Below are 23,632 nucleotides of genomic sequence, written 5' to 3' on the forward strand. Positions count from 1 at the left end.
ACCGACAGTACTCACGTAGTTCGACGAGACAGGGCACAGGATTCTCGGCGGGAGGCCGGAAAGTTGCTGATCAACAATTTCGCGAAAGGGAGCGGCGACCAGGATCGCAAGAAGGTCGTGCTCGTCGAGATTCCCAGCTACGAGAACATCTTGCCGCTCGCCTCCGGCTACATCCAGGCGTGCGCCCAGGAGGACGAGGGACTGGCGGCGACGCATTCCTTCGAAATCTTCTCTTATCCGGTGAAGGACGACCGGACCAAGCTGCTGGAAGAGCTGGCCGGGAAGTACGCGGACATCTACACGTTCAGTTGTTACATCTGGAACATGAAGCTGATCCGCTGGGTGCTGAAGGAGTTGCGGGAGCGGCAGCCGAACGCCCATTACCTGCTCGGCGGCCCGCAGGTGATGAACCATGCCGCGACCTACCTGGCCGATTCGCCGGAGAACGTCTACATCTGCAACGGCGAGGGGGAGCGAACGTCGGTGGAGCTGTTCAGACAGCTCAACAGCGCGGCTCCCGACCTGCGCCGAGTCCCCGGGCTCAGCTTCTGGTCCGGCGGCGAACTCGTCACGACGGAACCCGCGCCGCGGATAGGCGATCTCATGGAGATTCCTTCGCCTTTTCTCACCGGCGTCTTCGACGGTTACGAGTTCAGTCTCGGGATCTTGGAGACGAACCGGGGGTGCCCGTTCCGCTGCACCTTCTGCTACTGGGGCGCGCGCACCAACTCGAAGGTGGTGAAGTTCGAGGAGGACCGGATCAGGGATGAGCTGACCTGGATCAGCAACAACGGGTTCTCCGGGCTCTTCATCGCCGACGCGAACTGGGGGCAGTCACCCCGTGATGTGGCGATGACCGAGCACATCGTCGAGCTCAAGAACGAGATCGGCTACCCGCTGGTCGTGTACATGGCGGCCGCCAAGAACCGGCCGGAGCGCATGGCGCAGATCACGGAGATCTTCGTGCGGGGCGGTCTCATGGTGACTCAGCCGATTTCGCTTCAGACACTGAACCCCGCGGCGCTCAAGCTCATCGCGCGGGACAACATCCGCGAGGAGACCTACGTCGAGTTGCAGCGAACGCTGCGAGAAAAGCAGATCAGTTCCTATGTGGAACTGATCTGGCCCCTTCCGGGGGAAACCTTCGAGTCGTTCAAGGAAGGCTTGACGAAGCTGTGCCGCTCCTATGCCGACACGGTCATCGTCTACCCGGAACTTCTCCTGAACAACACGCCCATGTATCAGCAGCGGGAACTCTACGGCCTGATGACGGAGCCCGTCCCGAGCGACGTATCCGAGGCGGAGGTCGTCGTCGGCACGAGCTGGGTGTCCAGGGAGGCGTGCATCGACGGATACTGGCTGTACAACGCGATGCACACCGTCTACAACATGCGGGGACTGTTCTTGCTCTCCGGCTACCTCGACGAGGCCGGCATCATCTCCTACGGTGATTTGTTCGCGAGCGTCGCGCGGTACTTCGAGCAGCAGGCCGATTCCGAAGTGCTCCAGCTCTTCACCAAGTCATTCGCCCACCTGGCCAACTATGACGTGCTCCTCAGCGGCAAAATCGGGCACATGATCCTCAGCACCCATCGTGAGGAATTCGATGCGTTGCTGGCCGCCTATGTCACGTCCCAAGAGTGGTGGTCCGACCCGCTGGCCCGGCAGGCGTTCGAAATGGACCTGCTCGCCCGGCCCTACATCTACCGTGAACCGGTGCGTGTGCCGGACTACGAGTTCACCGAGTGCACCGTGCACGGCCTGGGCGATGCCGAGAGTTTCCTCGTGGAGGTCCCCGCGGAGCTGGCCGAGTTGCTGGCGGAGCGCGAGATGCTCAAGGCCGACGTGCTGGATGACGCGGCGTCCGGCCGGATCACGCTGCGCATCGATCACCACGCTCGGCAGAAGATGCCCTACATGCCGCAGCGGAGCCTCGAGCACAACGCCAACTACTGCCATGGCACCGTCCTGCGTTTCCGCGAGATTCTGCCCTTCGTCGAGGTTCACTCATCCGACGTGGTCGCGACGAACTGATTCCGCGATCGCGCTCCCGCGGCAGGGTAAGAGCCGCCCCGCTCGCGGAATCGGTCAGCGGCTGCCGGCGGTGATGTTGCCTTCGGTGGTGGTGGCGTGGATGTCGAGTTCGGCGGCGGTGCCATCGTTCCTGAGGGAGTTCTTGACGCGGCCTCCCCCGCCGGCATCGAGGGAGGCCGCGACACCGGCGGCGGCGCTGACGGAGATGTCGCCGGTCAGGGCGCGCAGCACCACCTTGCCGCGCACGGCCTCGCCGATCCGGATGTTGCCCTGCACGGTGCTGATCTCCGCGGACCCGCTCAGCCGGCCGACCTCCACGTCGCCGTCCACCACGGTGACGTGGACGCTCGCGGCCTCGTCGATGGTGATCGGGGCCTGCACGCCCTCGAACTTGACGTCGCCGAGCCGTCCTACGGTTCTGAACTCGGTACTGGCCGCCTGGGCGTCGACCCGGGAACCGACGGGCAACTGGACGGTCACGTCGACGGAGCCGGAACCGGAACCACCGAGGAGCTGTGTCGTCCTCCAGAGAATCCGCAGGACGCCGTCGCCGTATTCGACCTTGGTCTGCTCTGCCACCTTCACGTCGTCGCTCTTCGAGGCGTCCGCGGGCAGGACCTCGACCGCGGTGTCGGCCCGCTCGGCGGCGACGAACTTGATCCGCCCCGCGACGATTTCGACGAAGGCGGAGATCGGGGCCGGGGTGTCGAACTTCTGCATCGTGCTCCTTAGTTCTGACGGGAACGGTTCGTGTCATTCGGGCGTCACGCCCGTCCGTGATCGGCGGTGCCTGGCTGAGCGGAACACCGAACGAGGCTCCGAGCGGCGCCGTAGTTCACATAGTTGCAGAGCGGGTAAGAGAACTCAATAATTTCTCATTGACAGCTTAAGAAAATCAAGGAACCATGGTGTCGACCACGCAGGGAGTCGAGCACGCAGGGCGTCGAGGGAGTCAAGGTGGACTGGCAGGAGCTGACGGACCTGACGCGCGGACAGCCGTTCGTGGTCGAGCGGGTCCGCATCGTCAGCAGCGGTGTGGCGATAGAGGCTCGGTTCGAGCCGCCACAACTGGCTCAGCTCAGCGTCGACGACCAGGTGTTCGTCACCGCGTTCGTCCGCTCGCACGGTTCGATCAAGGAGATGGAGCGGGTCTTCGGGGTGAGTTACCCGACGGTCAAGGCCCGGTTGAACCGGATCGCCGAGCAGCTCGACTTCGTCGACACGGACCCGGCGCCGACCGGCGCCGACGTCGTCGACCGTCTGCGGCGGGGGGAGATCAGCGTCCAGGAGGCGCTGGCGGAGCTGGAGAGGTCCCGATGATCCCGCAGCTGGTGACCTACCGGCAACGCCGTCGCGATGGCCGGTGGCTGCGGCTGTACATCCCGGTCGTGCCGGTCGTGCTGGTGCTGTCACCACTGCTGTTACTCGGCGTGCTGGCCGGACTGGTCGCCTGTCTCGTCACCGGGGTGAGTCCGGTCGGCGCGCTGCGCGGTCTCGGGCAGTTCGTGTGGGCGCTGCCCGGAACCCGGTTCGAGATCGAGGATGGCAGCACGGCTGTGCTGGTCAGCGTCAGATGAGTAGTAAAGGAGGGCAATGATGAACGAGCAGCGCCGCCAGGTTCTGCAGATGCTGGCCGATGGCAAGCTCGCCGCCGACGAGGCGGAGCGGCTGATCGACGCCCTCGGACGAGAGCGGCCGGAGTCGGCGCCGACGCCGCGGGGCGCCACCCGGCCCAAGTACCTCCGCGTGGTAGCGGTGGACACCTCCGGTGACAGCGGGCCGAGCCGGCTCAACATCCGGGTCCCGCTCCAGTTGTTGCGCGCCGGGGTCCGCCTCGCGAGCCTCATTCCGCCGGAAGCGCTCGTCAAGATCAACAAGGCGTTGGACAGGTCGGGAATACCGATCGACCTGACCGAGCTCAGGCCACAGAACATCGAGGAGCTCATCGAGCAACTCGGCGAGGTCGACATCGACGTCGACGACCCCGGCAGCAGGGTGCAAGTGTTCTGCGAGTGACAAGTAACGACGCTCGTGCGAGATGCGCGGCGTCATCGCGGGTGCACCGCCAGGGACCCGACCCCGGGCTTCGCGCTGTCCGATTCCGGTGCTGTCCCTATCCCGGTCTGTCCGCTGTCTCCACAACTCCACAACAGAAAGGGCTGTTCGATGACAGCACAGCATGCGATCCGCGTGCGGGGCCTGGAGAAATCGTACAAGCAGCTGCATGTTTTGCGCGGGGTGGACTTCGACGTGGCGCGAGGCAGCATCTTCGCCCTTCTCGGCTCGAACGGGGCGGGCAAGACCACGGCCATAAAGATCATGTCCACGCTGCTCAAGGCCGACGCGGGAACAGTCGCCGTCAACGGCTTCGATGTCGTCAAGCACGCTGGGAAGGTGCGGGAATCCATCAGCCTGACCGGGCAGTTCGCGGCCGTCGACGAGATCCTCACCGGGCGCGAGAACATCGTGCTGGTCGCCGAGTTGAGGCATCTCAAGGACCCGGGAAAGATCGCGGATGATCTGCTCGCTCGTTTCTCGCTGACCGACGCGGCCGCGCGGAGGGCGTCGACGTATTCCGGTGGCATGCGCCGCCGTCTCGACATCGCGATGAGCCTGGTCGGGGAGCCGCCGGTCATCTTCCTCGACGAGCCGACGGCCGGGCTCGATCCCCAGGCGCGTAACGAGGTGTGGCAGTCGGTCAAGGAACTCGCCGACCGCGGCACGACGGTGCTGCTCACGACGCAGTATCTGGATGAGGCCGAAAAGCTGGCCGACCGGATCGCGATCCTCCACGAGGGCCGGATCATCGTGAACGGCACCCTCGCCGAGCTCGGGCAGGTGCTCCCGCCCGCCAAGGTCGAATACGTCGAGAAGAAGCCGACGCTCGATGACATCTTCCTCGCCATCGTCGGTCGCGACAGCAATGACAGCGCCGGCAATGAGCGCAGCGTCGGCTCGACGAGTAAGGAAAACTGATGGCCAAGAGTCTTCTCGGCGACACGACCGTCCTGCTGCGTCGATCCCTGCGCCACATCATGCGCAGCCCGGACACCATCATCACGACCGTGATCATGCCGATCGCGATAATGTTGATGTTCGTCTACGTGTTCGGTGGCGCGATCAAAACGGGGTCGGATTCCTATGTGAACTACATGTTGCCCGGTATTCTGCTCATCACGATCGCTTCGGGCGTCTCGTACACCGCGTACCGGATCTTCGGGGAGATGTCGAGCGGCATCTTCGAGCGACTCCAGTCCCTGCCGATCGTACGGTCATCCGTACTGTGGGCCCACGTGCTGACCTCGATGGTCGCCAATCTGATCTCGCTCGTGCTCGTCGTGGGTGTCGCTGTCCTCATGGGCTTCCGTTCGGGGGCGGGATTTCTGTCCTGGCTCGCGGTCGCCGGCGTTCTGTTCCTGTTCACCCTTACCCTGACGTGGATCGCCGTCATCCCCGGCCTTTCCGCGCAATCCCCGGACGGCGCGGGCGCATTCTCCTTCCCGCTCATCTTCCTGCCGTTCGTCAGCTCGGCATTCGCGCCTACCGAAACCATGCCCGGTCCGGTGCGGGCCTTCGCCGAGAACCAGCCGATGACCTCCATCGTCAACACGATTCGCGACCTGTTCGCACAGAACCCGGTCGGCAATGACATCTGGTTCGCTCTCGCCTGGTGCGTCGGCATCCTCATCGTCGCCTACGTCTTCGCCAGGACCGTTTACCACCGCAAAATCGCTTGAAAGGCACCCTTCCCCGCCTGCGGCCCTGGAGACGGAATGGGTACAGGCCTACGCTTCCTGTACCCATTCCGGTCCTTCGATCCAGGATTCACATCCACCGCGAAGATCAACCCACGTTACTGCTCGAGGATCGGGTCAGAGTCCTCAGCGCTGCCGTCACCAGGATCTGCTCGGCCCATGCCTCTACCTCGAGTCCGAGTTTGCTCGCCGCCTCGTGGCAGGACTCGAGACTGTCCGCCGCGATCGATACTCTGAGCATGACGGTATCCTCGGGTGAAAGCGCGGCGGTATCTTCGCCGGGTCGGCTTCCGCCTGGTTCCAGCTCGTTGTCATGGGTTCGTTCCAGCATGCTCGTCTTCACCTCGCGACGCAGGCGCTTGGCCGACCAAGCGTTCTCCTCGGCCTTGCGCAGCCAGAAGTCCTGTTCGGGTTCCGCAAGGCCTGCCACCTCGGCATGATGGGTGAAGCTGAGCGTGTCCCGGCGGCGAGACAGTGGAAAACTCCGCGCCACCCACGCGTGATTTCTCAGTGTCTGATAATCCAGTGACGTGAGCGTAATCGCGTCTTTGTATCTGCCATTGAAGCTGGCCTCTCCGTACAGGAGCCAATCCCCAAGGCACCACGCCGACGAAGAATAAATACCGGATAGGTAGCTGCCGAGTCCCATCCAGTTATCGAATGATATCCTCTTCGGGAGGAGTAGCCCTTGCCTTGTGACAAAAGAAGAGATGTCGTAAGTTGCGCGCTGGTTTCGCTTCAGGCCAGGTAGCTTGTCTGTTTGCCGATCCGGCAGACCCCCAGTCATTCCAACTCCTCACACGTAGATTAACTCGGTTTATCGGTCGGGTGTGAGCTAAGCAGACCTCAGCGTGCCATAACCTCGACATCGGCGGTAGTCGCATATACGATTGCGTCCGGAGCTATTGACTATCCGAACCGCCGGTCTATACGCCGTTTGCAGGAATGGCTATTCAAGATCGTAATTTAGCCTCCCGCTTTCGCGGGATTGCGCGGTGTTCTTCGGTTGGATTGTTGATTTCGCAGTGTTCGTGCGCCCCATGCCGGCTGGAGTCAATCGACGGCCACGCTGTCGGCGAGTGCGGCGGGGGTGGGGTGGCGGTAAAGGTCGCGCAGCGCGAGCGAGCCGTAACCCGCCTTGCGCAGGGCCGTCAACAGACGCACCGCGAGCAGTGAGTTGCCGCCCAGCTCGTCGAAGAAGTGCGTGTGCTCGTGCAGGTCGCCGCGCACGACGGACCGCCACAGCGCGACCATCGCGCGGACAGGGGAGCCGGGGCCGGCGGCCGATCCGGAAGGGACGGCAGCGCCGGGTAGCGCCACGTGGTCGAGCTTTCCGTTACCGGTCAACGGAAGGACGGGAAGCGGCACGAGATCGGCCGGCAGCATGTAGTCCGGCAGCACGGCGGCGATCCGGTGGCGCACCGCCCTGGGTTCCGCGCCGGCGCGCAGCACGACATAGGCCACGATGCGCGCGTACTCGGCGCCGCGCTCGTGGTCGAGCACGATCACGGCCGCGTCGGTCACGTCCTGGTCGTCGAGCAGCACGGAGCGGATTTCGCCGAGCTCGACGCGGTGACCGCGGATCTTCACCTGGTCGTCGAGCCTGCCGAGGTGGTCGAGCGTGCCGTCCCGATTCAGCCGTCCGAGGTCGCCACTGCGGTAGAGCCGCTCGCCGCCGACGTCGACGAAGCGTGCCGAGGTCAGCTCGGGGCGGTGGAGGTAGCCGTGGGCGAGGCCGGCGCCGCCGACGCAGATCTCCCCGACCGCGCCGAGTGGGAGCGGCCGTGCCCTGCTGTCGCGCACCGACACCGTCCAGCCCGGCAGCGGCCGGCCGACGCAGTGCGTTCTCGGGTGGCGCGCGTCGACGTCGTGGCTGGTGACGTGCACGGTCGTCTCGGTGATGCCGTACATGTTGACCATGCGGGTGGCCGGCCGTTCCCGCAGCCAGCCGACGACCGCGTGCGGGTCGAGCGCCTCGCCGCCGAAGACCACCAGCCGGGGTGCGGGGCCCGCGAACCCCGAGAGCGCTGCGAACGCCGACGGGGTCTGGCTGAGCACGCTCACGTGTTCGCGGACGAGCAGGTCGGCGAACTCCTCCGGCGATCGGGCCGTCAGCGCGGGCACGACGACCAGACGGCCACCGGTGAGCAGGCAGCCCCAGATCTCCCAGACCGAGAAGTCGAAGGCCGCCGAGTGGAAGAAGGTCCAGACGTCGGCGGGCCCCAGACCGAGGTCGTCCTCGGTGGCGGTGATCAGGGCCAGGACGTTGCCGTGCGGGACCACCACGCCCTTGGGCTTGCCGGTGGTGCCCGAGGTGTACACGGCGTAGGCGGGCGAGTCCGGTGACCGCGCGGGCAGTTCGGCGTCCGACGCGACGTCGAGGTCCGCCGGCCGAAGGGGGTGCTCGGCCGGGAAGCCGGAGATGCCGGTCACCACCAGTGCCGCGCCGGAATCCGCCGCGGTGTGGCGCAGGCGCTCGTCGGGGGACTGGACCTCCATCGGGACGTAGGCCGCGCCCGCCTTCAGGACGGCGAGCAGGCCGACCACGAGTTCGACGGTGCGTTTGAGACACACGCCCACGTACCCGCCCGTCGCGCCGCGGTCGACGAGGACCCTGGCCCACGCGGTGGACCGCGCGTCGAGTTCGCGGTAGGTCATGCGCCGGGTCGCGTCGCACACCGCGACGGCGTCCGGGTCGCGTGCCACGACGTTCCGGAACGCCTCGTGGATGGTCTCCGCGCCGGCCGGGCCGGGGACCGGCGCCCGGCCGAGCGCGACCACCCGCGCGGCCTCCGCGTGGTCGAGCAGGTCGAGGTCGCCCACCACGCGTCCCCCTGGCGTGGCCAGCGCCGCGGCCACGCGGGCGGCGTGCCGGGCGAAGTCCTCGACCAGGTCCGGCGTGAGCCCGTGCTCGTCGTGCGCGTGGCCGCCTGCCATGGCGCCGGCAGGGAAGGGGACGTAGTCCTCTTCCTCGGGCTGCCCCGCCAGCACCACGCATGGCGGGGGCTCGGCGTCGGCGTCGACCGCGTCGGCCAGCGCGGCGGCGACCGTGTCGAGAAAGTCCACCACCGGCCGGCCGTCGTCGACGTCGACGGCCAGTGCCGCGCCCGGCGTACCGACTCGCACCGAGCCCGCGTGCGTGTACCGCGACAGGGCGATGGCCGCGGCCGCGACGGGCACCACGGGAGCGGGCGGGGCCGTACCGGTGCAGCCACCCGCGCACCGGTGCGCCTCGGCACGAAGACCGGCATGGTCGAGGGCCCTCCTGGCCGCCACCACGACGAGGTCCGCGGTGGCGTCGGCGTAAGTGGTCAGCACCGTGCGCACCGGCGGACCTCCGGGGTCGACGGGGCGGCGGGCCTCGCGATACCGCAGCAGCCGGGCGGCCTTCGCGTCGTGGTGGGCGTCGATGTGCTGGTGCCACTGGACGGCGGCCCGCGCGGCGGCGATCCGCGCCGGATCGGTCAGGCGCAGGACGAGGCCGTGGTGAGGTTCGCCGTGTGTCGTGGTGCGCATCGTTCCCCCGGGTGTCAGTGTCATCGGGCGGTGAACCCGCCGTCGACCGTGACCGTGGTTCCGGTGACGTGGCTGGAGTCGTCGCTGGCCAGCCACAGCGCCGCACCGGCCACCTCGGCGGGCTCGACCAGCGCGTTGGTGGGTTGCGCGGCCACGAACGTCTGCTCGTGCTCGTCGACGTCGACTTCGAGACCGCGGGCGATCTCGCCCAGCATCCGGCCCTCGACCGCAGGCGTGTCCCGTACCGAGCCGGGACACAGGGCGTTGACCCGGACGCGGGCCGGTGCGAGGTCCAATGCGGCGGCCTTCGTGAGCCCGACGAGGCCGTGCTTGGCCGCGACATAGGCGGCGAAGTGCCGGTAGCCCACCAGACCGGCGGTGGAGGCGACGTTGATGATGCTGCCGGCGCGGCGCGCGAGCATGCCGGGCGCGACCGCCCGGATCACCCGCCACGCCCCGGACAGGTCGACGTCCAGCATCAGGGCCCACTCGTCCTCGCTGATGCCGTGCACGGGTTTGCCCGCGGGCGCGGCGATGCCGGCGTTGTTGACCAGCACGTCGATGCGGCCGAACCGGTCGAGCGCTTTGCGGACGGCCGTGTCGACGCCGGCGGGGTTCCGCACGTCGGCCAGCACGCCCAGCGTGGCGGCACCCGCCTGGCGGCACAGCGCCTCGGTTCGCTTGAGCTGGGCCGTCGTGGCCAGCGGGTAGGGCACGCCGGGGACGTCCTCGCCGATGTCGAGGAGGACGAGATCCGCGCCTTTTTCCGCGAACCGCACGGCGCACTCGCGGCCCAGCCCGCGCCCGGCGCCGGTGACGAAAGCTGTCTTGCCGCTCAGCCGCACGACGAGTCCAGCGTGCTCGCGATGACGCCCATGACGCCCTCCGGGTCCTCGGTGAGGTACATGTGGCCACCCGGCAGCTCTACGTAGGCGAACGAGCCGCTCGTCGCTTCCGCCCACGCCATCGCGTCCTCTTGGGACACCAGCATGTCCTCGACGCCACGCAGGCAGGTGATGGGTGCGTCGATCGGATGGGGCGACGCCGGTTCGTACGACTCGTGCATCGCCACGTCGGCCCGCAGCGTCGGCAGCAGCAGCTCGCGGAATTCGGCGACCTCGAACGCCGGGTGCCGGTAGCCGGCGAGTTCCTCGACCCTGGCGAGAAACTCGCCGGGGTCGAGGTCGGCAGAGCGGGCCGCCCTGCCACGTGCCGGTGCGGGCGACCCGCTGACGAACACGTGCGACATGGTGATCTCCGTGCGTTCCTCGACGGCGCGCGCCAGCTCGAACGCCAGTACCGCGCCGAGGCTGTGGCCGAAGACCGCGACCGGGCGGCGCCCGGCCGCGGCGTCCCGCAGCGCCGTGCCGCGCAGCATCGCGTCCACCGCGGACCGCACGTCGCGGTGCGGCGGCTCGTCGGTGCGCTCTTCACGCCCCGGCAACTGCACGGGCAGCAGGTCGACCCCGGAGGGCGCCACCTCCTGCCAGTTGCGGAAGAACCCGGCGCCCGCCCCGGCGTAGGGCAGGCACACCACGGGATCGCTCATATGGCATCGCCTCCGGTCATGCCGGGTGACCGGCTCCGGCCACCCTTTCGGCTCGTCCACGCGAGAGGTCAGCGGAAGCGCTCGACGCCCATCCCGAAATCCGCCGTGCGCATGGGTTCTTCCTGGCGGCCGTAGTGCAGCAGCATGGGCTATCTCGCCAAGGCCGAAAACAGGTCTGCGCCGAGCACGTTCGGCTCATCTGCGCCGAACGCATGCTAGAACGGCACGGACGACAGGGTCTAGATCGCGCGCCCACACGAACCGCCCACCGTGTCCACGAGTTAGCCGCTCGCCCTTCTGTCGACCACTTCGTGCGCTCGTTCACCGACGAGCGGGCTCCGGAAGACAGTGATCCGTTTCCTTGCATCGATCGAAAGGGCGCGGCTGGCCCCATCCCTCGGTGAGCCGGTCGAAGACCTCGTCGATCGCGGCGGCTGGATCCCGGGACGGCCGGGCGAGCACGAAGGTCACCGCTGCTGGGGCTGATCCGATCCGGTTTGGTGTCCTGGGATTGGGCACACACGCAGGCCGCCAAGTACCCGACTCACTCGCGGTTGCCCGCCCACCACCGCGCCCGCGCGCCGGACTTCCACCCCACGCCGTTCGGCTGGCAGGATCTGCGTGTCGCGCACGAACAGGGCGCCGCGGTCATGGACGTCGACCAGCCACGTGCGCGCTACCGCCGATGCACGAGGCCATGCTGGCCGAGCTGTTCGATCGCATCCGCGCGTACTTGCGGGAGTACGCGCCGCTGGGTCATGTCGGCGGCCCGGGTCGTGAGGCGGGGCTGGCGAGGGTTTCCTGGCTGCTGGGCGCTTTCGCCTACGTCTACCGCGCCGACACCACGCACCCGTCTTCCACCTGTTCAAAGAAGGTTCTCCCACTCTCGGACAGTTGCACGACCTCGCCGACCGGTGACGCAGGGATGCGCGAACGGGCCGAGCGCCTCGGCCGAGAGATCAGTGCTGAGAACGGGGCCTCGGTTGTGGTACCGGTGGCTGCCGGGCAGGGCCGGCAGCCACCGGACAGGGCGGTATTCAGGCGCGCGGGATCCGGGGCAGGAGCAGGTACGGCCGCTGCTTCTCGGTGCTGTGCAGGGTGGTCCGGCCGTGGAAGGCCGGCCGGTCACGGTCGCCGGGGAGCTCGTGCCAGTAGGCGCCGCTCCCGCGAATTTCACGGCCATAGACGATCTCGTGCGGCCCGGGCAGGTGGTGTTCGTAGTCTTCGCCGCGCACGGACATCCCGAGGGTGTAGCCGGCCGGGACGACGATCGACAGTGGCCAGATCTCGACGTCCGCCTCATACACCTGCCCGGGGACCAGCGGGGAGATCTCGGTGTGCCGCTGCCATGGCCGGTACGGTCGCGACAGGTCCGGGTCGAGCTCGCGGTGCGAGACGCGCAGCCAGCCCTGGCCGACGGGGCCGTGGGGCTCGAAGGCGGTCGGGAAAAGCACTTCGGTGCCCTCGGGGTCGAACAGGTGCACCGTGACGAACAGGTCGGCGTCTTCGGTCGTGGACGAGACGAACAGTTTCAGCGCCGCGGGGCCGGTGTACTCCACCTTCTGGTCGGCGGGCGGCAAGGCGAACATCAGTCCTTCCGACCGCGCGACGAACTCGGAGTGCTGCGCGCCGGTCGGAGCGCGGTCGGTCAAGGTGCCGGTGTCGAGGTCGAGATGCAGTTCGGTCCATTCCGTGCGCGCGAGAGGCCATTCCTGTTCGTGTCGTGGGAAGAACCCATCGGGGGTGCGCACCTGCATTTGAACCGGCGGTTGGGTGTCCCACCCGTTGGCCTCGCCCTTGAGGAAGTGGTCGAAGAAGCGCCGCTGCACATCGAGGCCGTAGTCGGTGTAGAACTCCGTCCAGTGTTCGAGCCCGTGCACCTCCAGCCACTTCTGCTCGGACGAAACACGGTGGTAGCCCTCGAAGTTCCCACGTGAATGCAGGCCCATACCGCCCCAGTTTGCGGCGGTCAGCACGGGCACGCTGATCTTCTCCAAGACCGCGGTGCGGTCCCGGTAGTAGTCGTCGATGACGGGCCGGGCGAGCAGTACCTCGGAGATCCGGATCGCGGCCGCCCGCAGCGCCTCCGCCGTGCGCACCGGTTTGCCCGACACCTTACGGCCGGTGTTCGGATTGAGCGGCGCGTCCGCGCGGCCGTGCTGGATGCGCAGCACCTGGTGCGGCGCCCAGCCGGGCATGAACTCCGACGGGATCCCGCCGTGGTGGGTGTACTCGCGGAAGAAGTCGGACGCCCCTTCCCAAGGGCAGATGGCCTTGAGGTGTGGCGGGGACAGCGCGGCGGCCTGCCACTGGTTGGTCGCGAGGTACGAGATGCCGAGCATGCCGACGTTGCCGTTGCTCCATGGCTGGACGCCTGCCCATTCGATCGCTTCGTAGAGGTCTTGTGTCTCACGCGGGGAGAAGAAGTCGATCTCGCCCTCACTGCCGCCCGTACCGCGCACGTCGATCCGCACGCAGACGTAGCCTTCCGGGACCCACCGTTCCGGGTCCGGGTATTCCCAGACCTGGTACGCGCCGGTCGATTTCTCCGCCACTTCGGGGTGTTCACGCACTAGTGCGGAGAACGCGGACGCGAACCCCTCCGCGAACGCGAGTCCCTTGCCGTACGGGCTGGCCGCCAGCAGCACCGGATGCGGTTTGTCGTCGTCCGGCCGGAAGATGTCCACGGCGAGCGTCACCCCGTCGCTCATCGTGATCCGCACGTCCCAGTCGACCCGCATGCCGTCACGCACTTCACTGTAGGGCTCGTAGTGCTGTGTCATGGCTTCCTTTCCTTCTGTCCTTTGTGGTCAGTCGCGCGCCTTGCCCATCGCGGCCATGGCGACGAGGCCGACGACCGGAATGGCGCACAACTGGATGACCCCGGCGGTTTGCCAGCCGAAGCCGGATTTGGTGGCCGCGAAGAAATAGCCGGAGAAACTCGCCGGGATGTACATGGCCGCGACGAACAGGCCCGTCGCCCGGCCGACCTTCGCGCTGGGCACCGAACGCTGGATGAGCGCGCTGGTGTTGGTGTAGACGACCCCGGTGAAGGCGACCCCCAGCAACAGGGAGAACACGAGCTGCGCGGGATAGGTCGTGCCGAAGACGAAGATCCCGGCCCCGCATCCGGCGATCGCGGCGAATCCGGCCACGTTGACCAGCCGCTGGTCGAACCGGTCGGCGAAGAAGCCGCAGAAGACCGCCGTGAGCGCGCCGAGCCCGAACATGGACGCGGCGAGCGCGGTCTGGTCGGGCGCGTAGCCGTAGGTCTCGCGGAGATAGGTGGGATACAGCCCGAGGTAGCCGTAGATGGTGAAGCCCGCGGCGACGGTGGCGATGGTGCAGCAGATGACGCGCCGGTTGAAGAAGCGGACAGCACCGCCAGGTGCCGACGCGGTGCGCGGTTCCTCGTGGCGGCCGATCTCCGTCACCGAGCGCGGCACCGCGAACAGGAGGACGACGAGGATCACGAGGCCGATCGCGCCGAACACGTAAAGCGGGACACGCCAGTCGCCCGTCGACGACAGGAGCGCGCCGCCCAAGAGCGGACCGGCGAACGCGCCGAGCCCGAACGCGGCGTTGATCGACCCGATCGCCACCGCGCGGTTGCGGTGGAAGTACGCGCCGACAGCGGCGTACAGCGCCGCGTTCTGGGCTCCTTCGCCGACACCGGACAGGATCCGCCACACGGTCAGGTCGACGAGCCCGATCGCCGTCGCCTGGAGCGCGCAGGTGATCGAGAACAGCAGAAGGCTCGCGATGATGATCCGTTTCCGGCCGATCCGGTCGGCCAGGTAACCGGCCGGGATACCGGCCAGGCCCATGCCGAGGGTGAAGATCGTCGACAGCGTCCCTGCCTGGTTGCCGGTGAGTGCGTAGGCCTGCTTGATATCGGGCAGCAGGATGGCGAACACCTGCCGGTCCATCGCGTTGACGAGGTAGGTCAGGTCGAGGACGAGCAGGATGAGCAGGGTCCGGAAGGTCCACGTGGCGGCGCCGGGCGCCGGGGTGCGGCCGGTCAGCGTGGAGCCGGTGAGATCGGGGCTGGTCATGGCGGTGCTCCTCGGAGCAGGGGAGGGGTACGGAAGTCGACGGCCCGCGGGCACGTGGATGGCGAACGGGAGTTCGCGCCGTCCTCCGGGACGGCCGGATGCTGCCGGAACGGGATTCAGTACAGGGAGAGCAGCCGCAGGCCGTGTCGCACCTGTTTCAGCCGCTCGTGACGCTCGTGGCGGGCGGTGATCGCCTGGTCGAGTGACACCGGCACGAAGCCGACCGTGTCCGGCGCCTTGAGCTGGGCGAGTACGTCGAGGTCGGCGCTCGCGACGGTGCCGATCGTCGCGTAGCCACCTCCGGTCACGGCGTCGCGCAGCAGGCAGATGGCTTCCTCGCCGTTGGGTACCTGCACCGACCCCACCGGGTAGCCCAGGTCGACCACGTTGCTGGGGTTGTCGCCCGCGCCGAACGGGGCTTCACGGTCGACGAACCGCAGTGCGGGCCCGATCAGGCGGCGACCGGTGCGGTCGGATTCGGGCGAGACGGTGAACGTCGAGGAGAAGAACTCGCGGACGCTTTCGTCGGTGAACCGGTGGCGACACAGTCCTTCGACGAGCCGGAGGCGCTGGTGCCCGCCGAGGACGGGACGCAGCCGGGGATCGACGGTGCTGCCCGCGCCGGGACGGAACGTCCCGGTCTCGTCGCCGACCGGCAAGATGTCGCCGGCGACGAGCGCCCGGCCGTCGTGCCCGCCGATCACCGAACTCTGGTAGGTGGATCGGCTCCCGAGGAACGGCTCGGTCCCGATGCCTCCGCGTACCGCGAGGTAGGCGTGGCATCCGGTGCGCAGCGTGCCGATTCGCAGCACCTGGCCGGGTTCGACGAACAGCGTCTGCCAGCACGACACGGTCACGCCGTCGATGTCGACGGCGACTTCGCCACCGGTGACTGCCACGGTCGCCGGTTCGGTGAAGCGCAATGCCGGTCCGATCATGGTGATTTCCAGTGTCGCCGCGTTCTCGTGGTTGCCGGCGAGCAGGTTGGCGCAGCGGTGCGAGTACTGGTCGAGCGCTCCCGAAGGGGGCAGTCCGATGGCGTATTGCCCGTCGCGGCCGAGATCCTGGACGAGAGTGCGGGCGCCGGGGGAGAGGACCGTCAGCATGACAACGCCGCCTCCAAGGTGCGCGGATAGCCTTCCGGATCGGCGAGGAACTCGGCGAGCGCGAAGCGCACCGGTGCGCGCCGATACCGGTACCGGCCTTCGCGTGAGTCGATGCGCAGCTGCTCGTACTCCTCGCCGGGGACGGGCCGGAAGCGCAGCAGCGTCGAGATCGTGGCGAGCACCTTCGACGTCTCGAACCCGGGAGTCCGCTGGGTGAGGTCGGCGACCGGGACGGGGGAGCGGCCGAGCAGCTGGTAGCCACCGACCCCCGCGGTCGGGTACACGACGGTGAACGCGCCACCGTGCGCGACCGCCCTGGCCGGGGTTTCCGTCCTCGGCCGCAGGTACTTGGGCGCCTGGATCTGCCGCTCGCGCGGCACGAGCTGGACGCATTCGGTGTTGCCCGGCTTGAAACACGGGAAGGTGACGATGAACGGTGCCGACGTGTGCGCGGCGACGAGGTCGGCCACCGAGGCCAGCCCGTTGATGCGCGCGGTGTAGGCGATGTCCGTCTCCGTCGGCGACTGGTGCCGGTCCCGGAACTTCAGGCAGGTCCGCTCGGTCTCCGGATCCGCGTACCACACGGGGATCTCGACGATCTCCGTGTCCAGCGCCACCGAGCCCGCCTGCCCGAACCGGTCGTGCAAACGGGCCAGCGCGCGCACGAGTTCGCGCGGATGCAGCACATCCGGGTCGGCGCGCACGAGATAGCTCGCGTTGGCCGGGGCGACGTCGAGGACGCCGGGCAGCTCGCGCCGGGCCAGCTCCCCGGTGATCGCTTGGATCCGCAGCGCCTGCGCGAGGTCCATCCCTTCGCACACTTCGACGAACACGAACTCGTCGCCGCCGAAGCTGGCACGTGCGCCGTCGGCAAAGAACTCGTAGCCGCTCACAGTGCCTGCTCTGGGGCGCGAAGGAGAAATCCCGCCGATTCGAGGCGCCGTCGCACGGCGGCCGCGATCGCGACCGCGTTCGGCCGGTCACCGTGCACGCATACCGAGCGCACCGGCATCGGGATCACCGTCCCGCCGACCGTGCGGACGGTGCCGCGTGCCATGTCCAGCGCACGATCGGCGATCGCTTCCGGGTCCTTGGCTCGCGGGACGGGCTCGACGATGTTGATCCCGTCCTGGTCGAAGTCGAGGTCGGCCGCGTTCTCCGGAATGACCGGCAATCCCGCCGCGGCGACCGCGCGCATCGCCTCGGAGGGCGCGAACATCAGCGGCACGCCCGGGAGGACCGGCTGGAGTGCCCGCGCGACCGTGGCCGCCAGCTCGGGCGAACGGCAGATCCGCCCCATGAGCGCGCCGTGCGGTTTGACATGGGTGAGGGGTACGTCCTCGGCCGCGGCGAGCCCCGCGAGCGCGCCGACCTGGTAGAGGATGTAGTCGACCACGTCGGAGTCGGTCGCGGGCAGTGCCCTGCGGCCGAAGCCGAGCAGGTCCGGGTAGCCGGGGTGGGCGCCCGCGGCGATCCCCGCCTCCCGTACGCGGATCAGGGACGATCGCATGGTCGCCGGATCGCCGGCGTGATAGCCGCAGGCGATGTTGGCGGTCGTGATGTGCCGGAACAAGGCTTCGTCGTCGCCGAGCGTCCACCGGCCGAAGCTTTCGCCGGCGTCCGCGTTCAGGTCGATCGTCGGTGCGGTCATGATCACCTCCGGATCAGGTGGGAAGGACTCGGGCGGCTGAATCGGCGAAGCGTTCGAGCAGCAGCGCGGCGTCGGAGGTGTCGAACACCAGCGGCGGCCGGATCTTGATGACGTTGCCGTGCGGCCCGGACGCCGACACGAGCACGAAGTGTTCGCGCAGATCGTCCACGAGCGACTGGGCGAGTACCGGCTCCGGGTCCGTGCTTTCCGGTGCGGTCACCTCGATTCCGAGGAACAACCCGGCGCCGCGCACGTCGGCGAGATGAGGGTGGTCCGAGGCGATGCGGGCGAACCCCCGCTTCAGTTGCGCGCCGATCTCGTGGGCGTTGTCGATGAGACCTTCGTCTTCGATGGTGCCGAGCACCCCCGCGGCCGCGGCGATCGGGACGTTGCTGCCGCCGAAAGTGTTGAAGTAGCGCACTTTCCGGCCGAACTCCCGGCCGACCTCGTGCCGCAGCACCGTCGCGGCCACCGGAATCCCGTTGCCCATCGGCTTTCCCAGGGTCACCAGATCGGGCACGACCTCGTGCCTGCCGAAACCCCACCATCCCGTTCCCGTGCGGCCGAACCCCGCTTGGACCTCGTCCGCGAGGTAGACCCCGCCCGCCGCACGGACTTCGGCGGCGAGTACGCCGAGCAGATCGGTCGGAACCGGCTGCACGCCGTCGGAGGAGAAGATGCTGTCCACCACGAGCGCGCATACCCCGAACCCGTGCCGCCGGAGATCGTCCATAGCCGCCCGGATCTCGGTGCGCAGCTCGGTCACCACCGAGGTGCCCTGTCGCAGCGGGTCGGGCGCGCTGATCGTGCGCACGTGCGGTCCCAGCGGCGAGGCCGGGCCCAGCGACGGGGAGAACGCCGCCACCTCGGCGGTCACCCCGTGGTAGGCGTTGCGCGTGACGATGATCCCGGTGTTGCCGGTGTGCGCCCGCGCGATGCGCAAGGCGAGGTCGTTCGCTTCCGAGCCGGTGCAGGTGTAGGTGATCCGGTCGAGTTCCGCGGGGAACGTCTCGAGCAACCGTTCGGAGAAGTCGAGCAGATCGGCCTGCAGGTAGCGGGTGTTCGTGGTGAGCTTCGACAGCTGGCGGGTGACCGCCTCGACGACGGCGGGATGGCAGTGTCCGAGCGAGACGACGTTGTTGTAGGCGTCGAGGTACTCGTTGCCCGCGGAGTCGTAGAGGTGCACGCCGTCGCCGCGGACGACCTCGACCGGGTTCGTGTAGAACAGCTGGTACCCCGGTCCGAGCACCTTCCCGCGCCGGACGAGGAGTTCCCGGATGTGCGGCGGCTGCCCGGCCAAGGACGCGCCGGTGAAGCCGTTGACCATTTCCGGCCCACGCGGGCGGCTCATCGCCGCGACTCCGTGTCCGCCGACGCGAGTACCCGTTCGGTCGCGGCGTCCAGACCGGCGAACGTCACTCGAGCCGTCGCCCAATCACGGGAGGCGTGCGAGAGCACATACGCCGCGCGCGCCGGATCCCGCCGGGCCCGCCACGACGCGATGAGCGCCCGCTGTACCAGTCGCGCTGTCGACAGCAGCGGAAGAAGCTTGAGTTCTTCTTCGGCGACCGGCCTGATCCGGAGATAGTGGCGCAGCCACGCGAGTGGGACCGCCCACGGGTCGGCGGCGTCCACCTCGAGAAGATTCGACAACGCGATCGCGAGGTCGAAGACCACCGCCGTGCGCAGCACATCGCCGAAATCGAGGATCCCGGTCAACGTCCCACGAGAGCCGACAAGGATGTTGTGGGGGCTCAAGTCGTTGTGCACCAACTGGGTGTCCAGTTCGGCGGGCCGGACGTGGAGCGCGAATTCGGCGAGCACACCGCGCGCGAGCATCCGGTCCGCACTGTCCACTGTGTCCAGTACCGGGGCGAGAGCGCCGAGATGGCGCAGATCCCAGATCAAGGTCCGTTCCTGGTTCTCGCCGCGGAAATCGGCGAGCGCGCGGACGAGCTGTGCGTGGCAGCGGCCGAAAGGTGCCGGATCGGCCTCACTCCCGCCAAGCGGTTCGCCGGGGAGATACGACAGGACCCGCAGCAGCCTCGGCCAGCTCGCGTCCCGTGGCGCGATGTCGTGCACGTCCGCTCCGTCCACACCGGACCGGACGACCGGGATCGGCAGGCCGGGCGCGGTGCGCGCAAGGTGGCGCAGCACCGCCGTCTGCAGCGTGAGTTCCTCGGCCGATTCGCCCTCGCCACCTACCTTCACCAGGTGACGGGTGCCGGACGTGCGCAGAACGAAGGTCTCGTCCTTCTCCGAGGCGACGCGTTCGAGTCTGCCGGTCAGGCCGTGCACGTCTCGTAGCGCGGCGAGTACCAGCGTTTCGTCGAGGGGTTCCGTGACGGCGTCAAGTCCGCTCGCTGTCACGAGTTCGCGGAAGCCGGGCATGATGGGGCTCCTCACGAAGCCACCCAGCCGCCGTCGATCAGCAGGCTGGAACCGTGGATGTAGGAGGCGGCGGGGGAGGCGAGGAAGGCGACCGCAGGCGCGATGTCGCCGACCTCGCCGACCCGTCCGGCGGGGGTGGCATCGAGCATCTGGCGCTCGTAGGCGGAATCTTCGAGCAGGTGCGCGTTGATGCTCGTGCGCACGTTGCCGGGAGCGACGGCGTTGACCCGGACGCCGCGCGGGGCGAATTCGGCGGTCAGTGACTTGACCAGCAGCTCTACCGCGCCTTTGGTCGCGCAGTAGGCGCTGGAGTTCGGAAAGCCGACGTGCCCGCAAATGGAGGAGACGAAGATGACGCTGCTGCCGTCACCGAGGTGTCCGGCGGCCGTCCTGGTCAGCCGGAACGGCGCCCGGACGTTGGTCGCCCACTGGTCGTCGAGCTGCTCGTCGGTGGTGTCGGCGAACGGCGTCGGCAGGAAGATCCCGGCAGCGTGCACGAGCACGTCAATGCCCCCGAAGCGCGCGAGCGTGCGGTCGACGACGTTCCCGGGGCCGGCGCCGGTCGTGAGATCGGCGGCGATCGGCTCGGCCTCCGCGCCCGCCGCCCTCAGCTCCGCGGCGACCGTGCCGAGGCGCTGCGCGTCCCGTCCCACCAGGGCGACCCGTGCACCGGCGGCACCGAGTTCACGCGCGATCTGCGCCCCGATGCCCGAACTCGCGCCCGTGACGATGGCGATCCGGTCGCGAAGCGCTTGTGTGCTGCCAGCCATGAATACTCCCTCGGCCGCTTAATGTAAGAAAACTTACGTTAACGAGGAGTATGCGTCCGCGGGACAGCTAATGCAAGGTTTCCTGCGATAAGGATCAGGTTGTGCGCAGCACCTGGTCCACCAGGGCGTCCAGGTCCTTGTCAGGAGACTCGTAGCCGAAGACCGCGCGCAGGTAGATGGGTGCGAGCACGACATCGAAGATGTGGGCGACCGTCGGCGGCTTGCCACCCGCCGCCTCGACCCGGTCCAACGCTCGCTGCATCTGGGCGGTGCGCTGTCGCAGGTACCGGGCGGCCTCGTCAGCGGTCGGGGCGGGCTTGCCGCCGGCGAGCGGGGAGGTGGCCGCGGCGAGCGCGTGGAACAGCGCGAACCCCTCACGCGTCTTCACCTGTCCGGCGACCGCGTGTGCCCAGCCGAGCAGATCACGGCGCAGGTCGCCGCTGTCCGGGAACGGCGCGTCCTCGTTGAGCTGCGTGACGGCGACGTCAAGCACCAGTGACTCGATCCGCCCCCAACGCCGGTAGATCGTCACCTCGTGTACACCCGACCGTTCGGACACTTCCCGCACCGACGGCTGGTCATGCCCCTCGGCGAACAACTCGCGCACCGCGGTGTGCACCGCGGCGCGCGTACGGGCCGTACGGCCTCCAGGGCGAGTGTCTGCCATAGAGCCAGGCTAACGTCCGCTTCGACGGCAAGCTCCCGGACGACCTGCATGGCGGTGGCCGGCGCATACGTCGACGGGTCTTCGTTAGCGGAACAGTCGTCTCCGATTGGGCTCCGTTGCCGACGTAGGGCCCGACACGGGTCGGCACCGGATGGCACTCGGCCCGGCGAAGAACGGCAGGTTTCGGTACTACCCGGTCGGATTACATCGCTGGAGCGGAGGATGCGTTCCCAGGTGGTATGGATCTTTGCCGAGTACCTGGATGGGGCAGGGGTGATCGAGCGATAATGAACGGGCTCAACCGAGATGGGATCCCTTGTCCTTCGGCTCGGCGTCCGGAGCAGGATCAGGGTTGGCTCGCTGACGGCTGGCAGGGCGGCACAACGCGATCGATCCTGGAGAATCCGGGCTATACGGGCTTTGGACGGTAGGCTCGCCAGGAGATGGCTGGCGACGTCGTGCGGTTCCGGGGAGCCAAGCCAGATCGGGTGGTTCGGTCACGTAAGCCAGCTCACCCGAAGATCGTCTCGGTCGAGGACATCACGCAGGCGCAGCTGATCCGGCGAGCCCAAAGCGGCCGGCGGCCTCCGGACAGCTCGTAAGGCTGAACGCGCGGGACGCCCGGTGAAGCACGTGTACTTGTTCCGCGGTCTCATCGGGTGTGGCGCGTGCGAACGGAAGATGGAAGGCGGCCCGCGCAAGTACCGCATGTACTACCGATGCCCGGCCCGAACTCTGGCACCAGGTGCACCGGCCTTGCTTGCGCATCCGCCCACGATTTATCTCCGGAAAGAGCCGTTGCGGGACGTGGCAAACGGCTGGATCGGTGGGTTGTTCGACCAGCAGAAGATCGAGCAGACCGTCAGTCAGCTTGTGGGCGCTCAGCCAGCAGTGCGAGCCGAGGGTGATGGAGTCGCAAGCAAGCAGTTGGAGGAGGTGGAAGCCAAGCTCAGGCGGTTTCAGGACGCCATCGCTGCTGGGGTCGACCCGACAGCGCTAGTTGAGAGCATCAACGAGGCCTAAGCGGATCGAGCGGCCGCGGGCGAGCCCGCAGGGATCACCGATGCAGAGGCCTACGCGATGATCGACTCGCTCAGCGACATCGGGGCAGCGCTCGCTGACAGTCAGCCGGGCAAACTGGCGAAGCTCTACCGGGATCTGAGGCTTGACCTGCGGTACGACAACGAAAAAGAGGCCGTCTACGCGACGACCTCTTTGCGTGTGAATAATGCGGGTGTCCGAGGGGGGACTTGAACCCCCACGTCCGTTAAGGACACTAGCACCTCAAGCTAGCGCGTCTGCCATTCCGCCACTCGGACTTGCTGATGAGAAGAGACTATACCCCGCCTGAGGGCCTGAATCAGGGGGGTACGTATCGTCACGCTGACGCACATTGAGAAGATGATTGGTTACCGTCCGATAGGTTCACGCCCTCACGCTAAGCCCTCACCGCATGCAAGTCCGCAGGTCAGCCGGCAAAAACACATAATGCGACCACTGATGACATAGGGTCATCATGGCCGCCGTTCACCATGCGCAGCAGGGCGCCTGACGACGGACCAGCTGATCATCGCGCCACGGCCCGGCCCCGCGGTTGAGCTCCGGTATTCCGCGCGCCAGCTCCCTCGCGGTGGTGTCGCACCGCAGAGCCCAGCCACGCACCGCGGCGGCCCTCCGCCCCTGGCACACTTGAGCTGCCGAGAAGCCCAGCCGGATCGTCCCCAGGGCTCCGCGTCTGCCACCCTGACTCTGCCGCACCGGCGGACGGCGAGTAGTAATGCAGCCGGCACGCCCTGCGGTTCCCTCTTCCCACCGCGACCTCGACCCGCTTCCCCTCTTGCCGGTCCGGCTGTTCGTGATGTGCCTTCTCGCTGACCTGCACTGGTACGAAGACGCGGTTCTGGCGAACGCTCTGCGTATCAAGCCGACCGGTGTCGCTCTCCACGTCGAGCGCCTCGCCGCAGCTGGCTACGTGTCCGTCCGGGGCGCAGGTCACCGCACCAAGCTGCGCCTTACCCAGCTCGGACTCGACCGACTGACCGCACACGTAACTACCCTCCAAGCGATCGTCGGCACAGCCGCACAACTCGTCACCGCACGACACGGCGCTCCTCGTGCGCCGACGTGACGACTGACCG

The 23,632-nt window shown here is 67.9% G+C and carries 22 protein-coding genes and 1 tRNA gene; 8 read left to right on the forward strand and 15 right to left on the reverse strand.

Annotation, left to right across the window (positions count from 1 at the left end):
- The first annotated feature begins 63 nt into the window (after positions 1-63).
- A complete protein-coding gene (locus IE302_RS00675) occupies positions 64-2,034 on the forward strand; it encodes a B12-binding domain-containing radical SAM protein (RefSeq protein ID WP_191250679.1) in 1,971 nt (656 codons plus the stop codon).
- Positions 2,035-2,088: 54 nt separating this feature from the next.
- On the opposite strand, the gene IE302_RS00680 is transcribed toward IE302_RS00675, so the two are convergent.
- Entirely contained in the window at positions 2,089-2,754 is a 666-nt protein-coding gene (locus IE302_RS00680; RefSeq protein WP_191250681.1) for a DUF4097 family beta strand repeat-containing protein, read from the reverse strand.
- Positions 2,755-2,991: 237 nt separating this feature from the next.
- Between IE302_RS00680 and IE302_RS00685 the strand changes: the two genes are divergently transcribed.
- The 5 genes from IE302_RS00685 to IE302_RS00705 all read left to right on the forward strand — a co-directional run bounded on the left by IE302_RS00685 (position 2,992) and on the right by IE302_RS00705 (position 5,771).
- The gene (locus tag IE302_RS00685) at positions 2,992-3,354 is read left to right on the forward strand and encodes a DUF2089 domain-containing protein (protein ID WP_191250683.1); all 363 of its coding nucleotides are present in this window, start codon (positions 2,992-2,994) and stop codon (positions 3,352-3,354) included.
- Positions 3,351-3,611 carry a hypothetical protein gene (locus tag IE302_RS00690; protein ID WP_191250685.1) on the forward strand — a complete coding sequence of 87 codons (261 nt, stop codon included), beginning with the start codon at positions 3,351-3,353 and terminating at the stop codon, positions 3,609-3,611. Before IE302_RS00685 ends, IE302_RS00690 begins: the two co-directional genes overlap by 4 nt.
- A gap of 19 nt (positions 3,612-3,630) precedes the next feature.
- Positions 3,631-4,050 (forward strand): SHOCT-like domain-containing protein, encoded by a 420-nt coding sequence (locus IE302_RS00695; protein ID WP_191250687.1) that lies wholly within the window; start codon positions 3,631-3,633, stop codon positions 4,048-4,050.
- A gap of 150 nt (positions 4,051-4,200) precedes the next feature.
- Positions 4,201-5,010, forward strand: a complete 810-nt coding sequence (locus IE302_RS00700) for an ABC transporter ATP-binding protein (RefSeq protein WP_191253005.1) — start codon at positions 4,201-4,203, stop codon at positions 5,008-5,010.
- Positions 5,010-5,771, forward strand: a complete 762-nt coding sequence (locus IE302_RS00705; protein WP_191250688.1) for an ABC transporter permease — start codon at positions 5,010-5,012, stop codon at positions 5,769-5,771. Before IE302_RS00700 ends, IE302_RS00705 begins: the two co-directional genes overlap by 1 nt.
- Before the next feature lie 106 nt (positions 5,772-5,877).
- Here IE302_RS00705 and IE302_RS00710 read toward each other — a convergent pair whose 3' ends face one another.
- From IE302_RS00710 to IE302_RS00770, 13 genes are all read right to left on the reverse strand, one after another.
- Positions 5,878-6,576, reverse strand: coding sequence for an LmbU family transcriptional regulator (locus IE302_RS00710; RefSeq protein ID WP_191250690.1), 699 nt, complete (start codon positions 6,574-6,576; stop codon positions 5,878-5,880).
- 266 nt (positions 6,577-6,842) lie between these two features.
- On the reverse strand, positions 6,843-9,305 hold the full coding sequence (locus IE302_RS00715) for a non-ribosomal peptide synthetase (RefSeq protein ID WP_191250692.1): 2,463 nt from the start codon (positions 9,303-9,305) through the stop codon (positions 6,843-6,845).
- A 20-nt stretch (positions 9,306-9,325) separates the two neighbouring features.
- On the reverse strand, positions 9,326-10,150 hold the full coding sequence (locus IE302_RS00720; protein WP_191250694.1) for an SDR family oxidoreductase: 825 nt from the start codon (positions 10,148-10,150) through the stop codon (positions 9,326-9,328).
- Positions 10,141-10,854, reverse strand: coding sequence for a thioesterase II family protein (locus IE302_RS00725; RefSeq protein WP_191250697.1), 714 nt, complete (start codon positions 10,852-10,854; stop codon positions 10,141-10,143). The genes IE302_RS00720 and IE302_RS00725 overlap by 10 nt, the downstream gene beginning before the upstream one ends.
- A gap of 1,037 nt (positions 10,855-11,891) precedes the next feature.
- Positions 11,892-13,637 (reverse strand): CocE/NonD family hydrolase, encoded by a 1,746-nt coding sequence (locus tag IE302_RS00730; RefSeq protein ID WP_191250699.1) that lies wholly within the window; start codon positions 13,635-13,637, stop codon positions 11,892-11,894.
- A gap of 27 nt (positions 13,638-13,664) precedes the next feature.
- Positions 13,665-14,909, reverse strand: a complete 1,245-nt coding sequence (locus IE302_RS00735) for an MFS transporter (protein WP_191250701.1) — start codon at positions 14,907-14,909, stop codon at positions 13,665-13,667.
- 116 nt (positions 14,910-15,025) lie between these two features.
- Complete coding sequence (locus IE302_RS00740; protein WP_191250703.1) at positions 15,026-16,015, reverse strand: 5-oxoprolinase subunit C family protein; 990 nt, start codon at positions 16,013-16,015, stop codon at positions 15,026-15,028.
- A complete protein-coding gene (locus IE302_RS00745; RefSeq protein WP_191250705.1) occupies positions 16,009-16,908 on the reverse strand; it encodes a 5-oxoprolinase subunit B family protein in 900 nt (299 codons plus the stop codon). Before IE302_RS00745 ends, IE302_RS00740 begins: the two co-directional genes overlap by 7 nt.
- Positions 16,905-17,666 carry a 5-oxoprolinase subunit PxpA gene (locus IE302_RS00750; protein ID WP_191250707.1) on the reverse strand — a complete coding sequence of 254 codons (762 nt, stop codon included), beginning with the start codon at positions 17,664-17,666 and terminating at the stop codon, positions 16,905-16,907. Before IE302_RS00750 ends, IE302_RS00745 begins: the two co-directional genes overlap by 4 nt.
- Before the next feature lie 13 nt (positions 17,667-17,679).
- Positions 17,680-19,017 (reverse strand): aspartate aminotransferase family protein, encoded by a 1,338-nt coding sequence (locus tag IE302_RS00755; RefSeq protein WP_191250709.1) that lies wholly within the window; start codon positions 19,015-19,017, stop codon positions 17,680-17,682.
- Positions 19,014-20,057, reverse strand: coding sequence for a phosphotransferase (locus tag IE302_RS00760; protein ID WP_191250711.1), 1,044 nt, complete (start codon positions 20,055-20,057; stop codon positions 19,014-19,016). Before IE302_RS00760 ends, IE302_RS00755 begins: the two co-directional genes overlap by 4 nt.
- Positions 20,058-20,068: 11 nt before the next feature.
- Positions 20,069-20,827 (reverse strand): SDR family NAD(P)-dependent oxidoreductase, encoded by a 759-nt coding sequence (locus IE302_RS00765; protein ID WP_191250713.1) that lies wholly within the window; start codon positions 20,825-20,827, stop codon positions 20,069-20,071.
- A gap of 94 nt (positions 20,828-20,921) precedes the next feature.
- The gene (locus tag IE302_RS00770) at positions 20,922-21,494 is read right to left on the reverse strand and encodes a TetR-like C-terminal domain-containing protein (protein ID WP_229907528.1); all 573 of its coding nucleotides are present in this window, start codon (positions 21,492-21,494) and stop codon (positions 20,922-20,924) included.
- A 624-nt stretch (positions 21,495-22,118) separates the two neighbouring features.
- On the opposite strand from IE302_RS00770, the gene IE302_RS00775 reads away from it, so the two are divergent.
- Positions 22,119-22,517 carry a recombinase zinc ribbon domain-containing protein gene (locus IE302_RS00775; protein WP_191250715.1) on the forward strand — a complete coding sequence of 133 codons (399 nt, stop codon included), beginning with the start codon at positions 22,119-22,121 and terminating at the stop codon, positions 22,515-22,517.
- A 212-nt stretch (positions 22,518-22,729) separates the two neighbouring features.
- On the opposite strand, the gene IE302_RS00780 is transcribed toward IE302_RS00775, so the two are convergent.
- Positions 22,730-22,813: transfer RNA gene (locus tag IE302_RS00780), tRNA-Leu, on the reverse strand.
- Between the two features lie 458 nt (positions 22,814-23,271).
- Here IE302_RS00780 and IE302_RS00785 point away from each other — a divergent pair.
- Positions 23,272-23,622: a transcriptional regulator gene (locus IE302_RS00785; RefSeq protein ID WP_191250717.1), complete on the forward strand. Its 351-nt coding sequence runs from the start codon at positions 23,272-23,274 to the stop codon at positions 23,620-23,622.
- The last annotated feature ends 10 nt before the right edge of the window (positions 23,623-23,632 follow it).

It is taken from the genome of Amycolatopsis oliviviridis, from assembly GCF_014654365.1.
Lineage (GTDB): Bacteria > Actinomycetota > Actinomycetes > Mycobacteriales > Pseudonocardiaceae > Amycolatopsis > Amycolatopsis oliviviridis.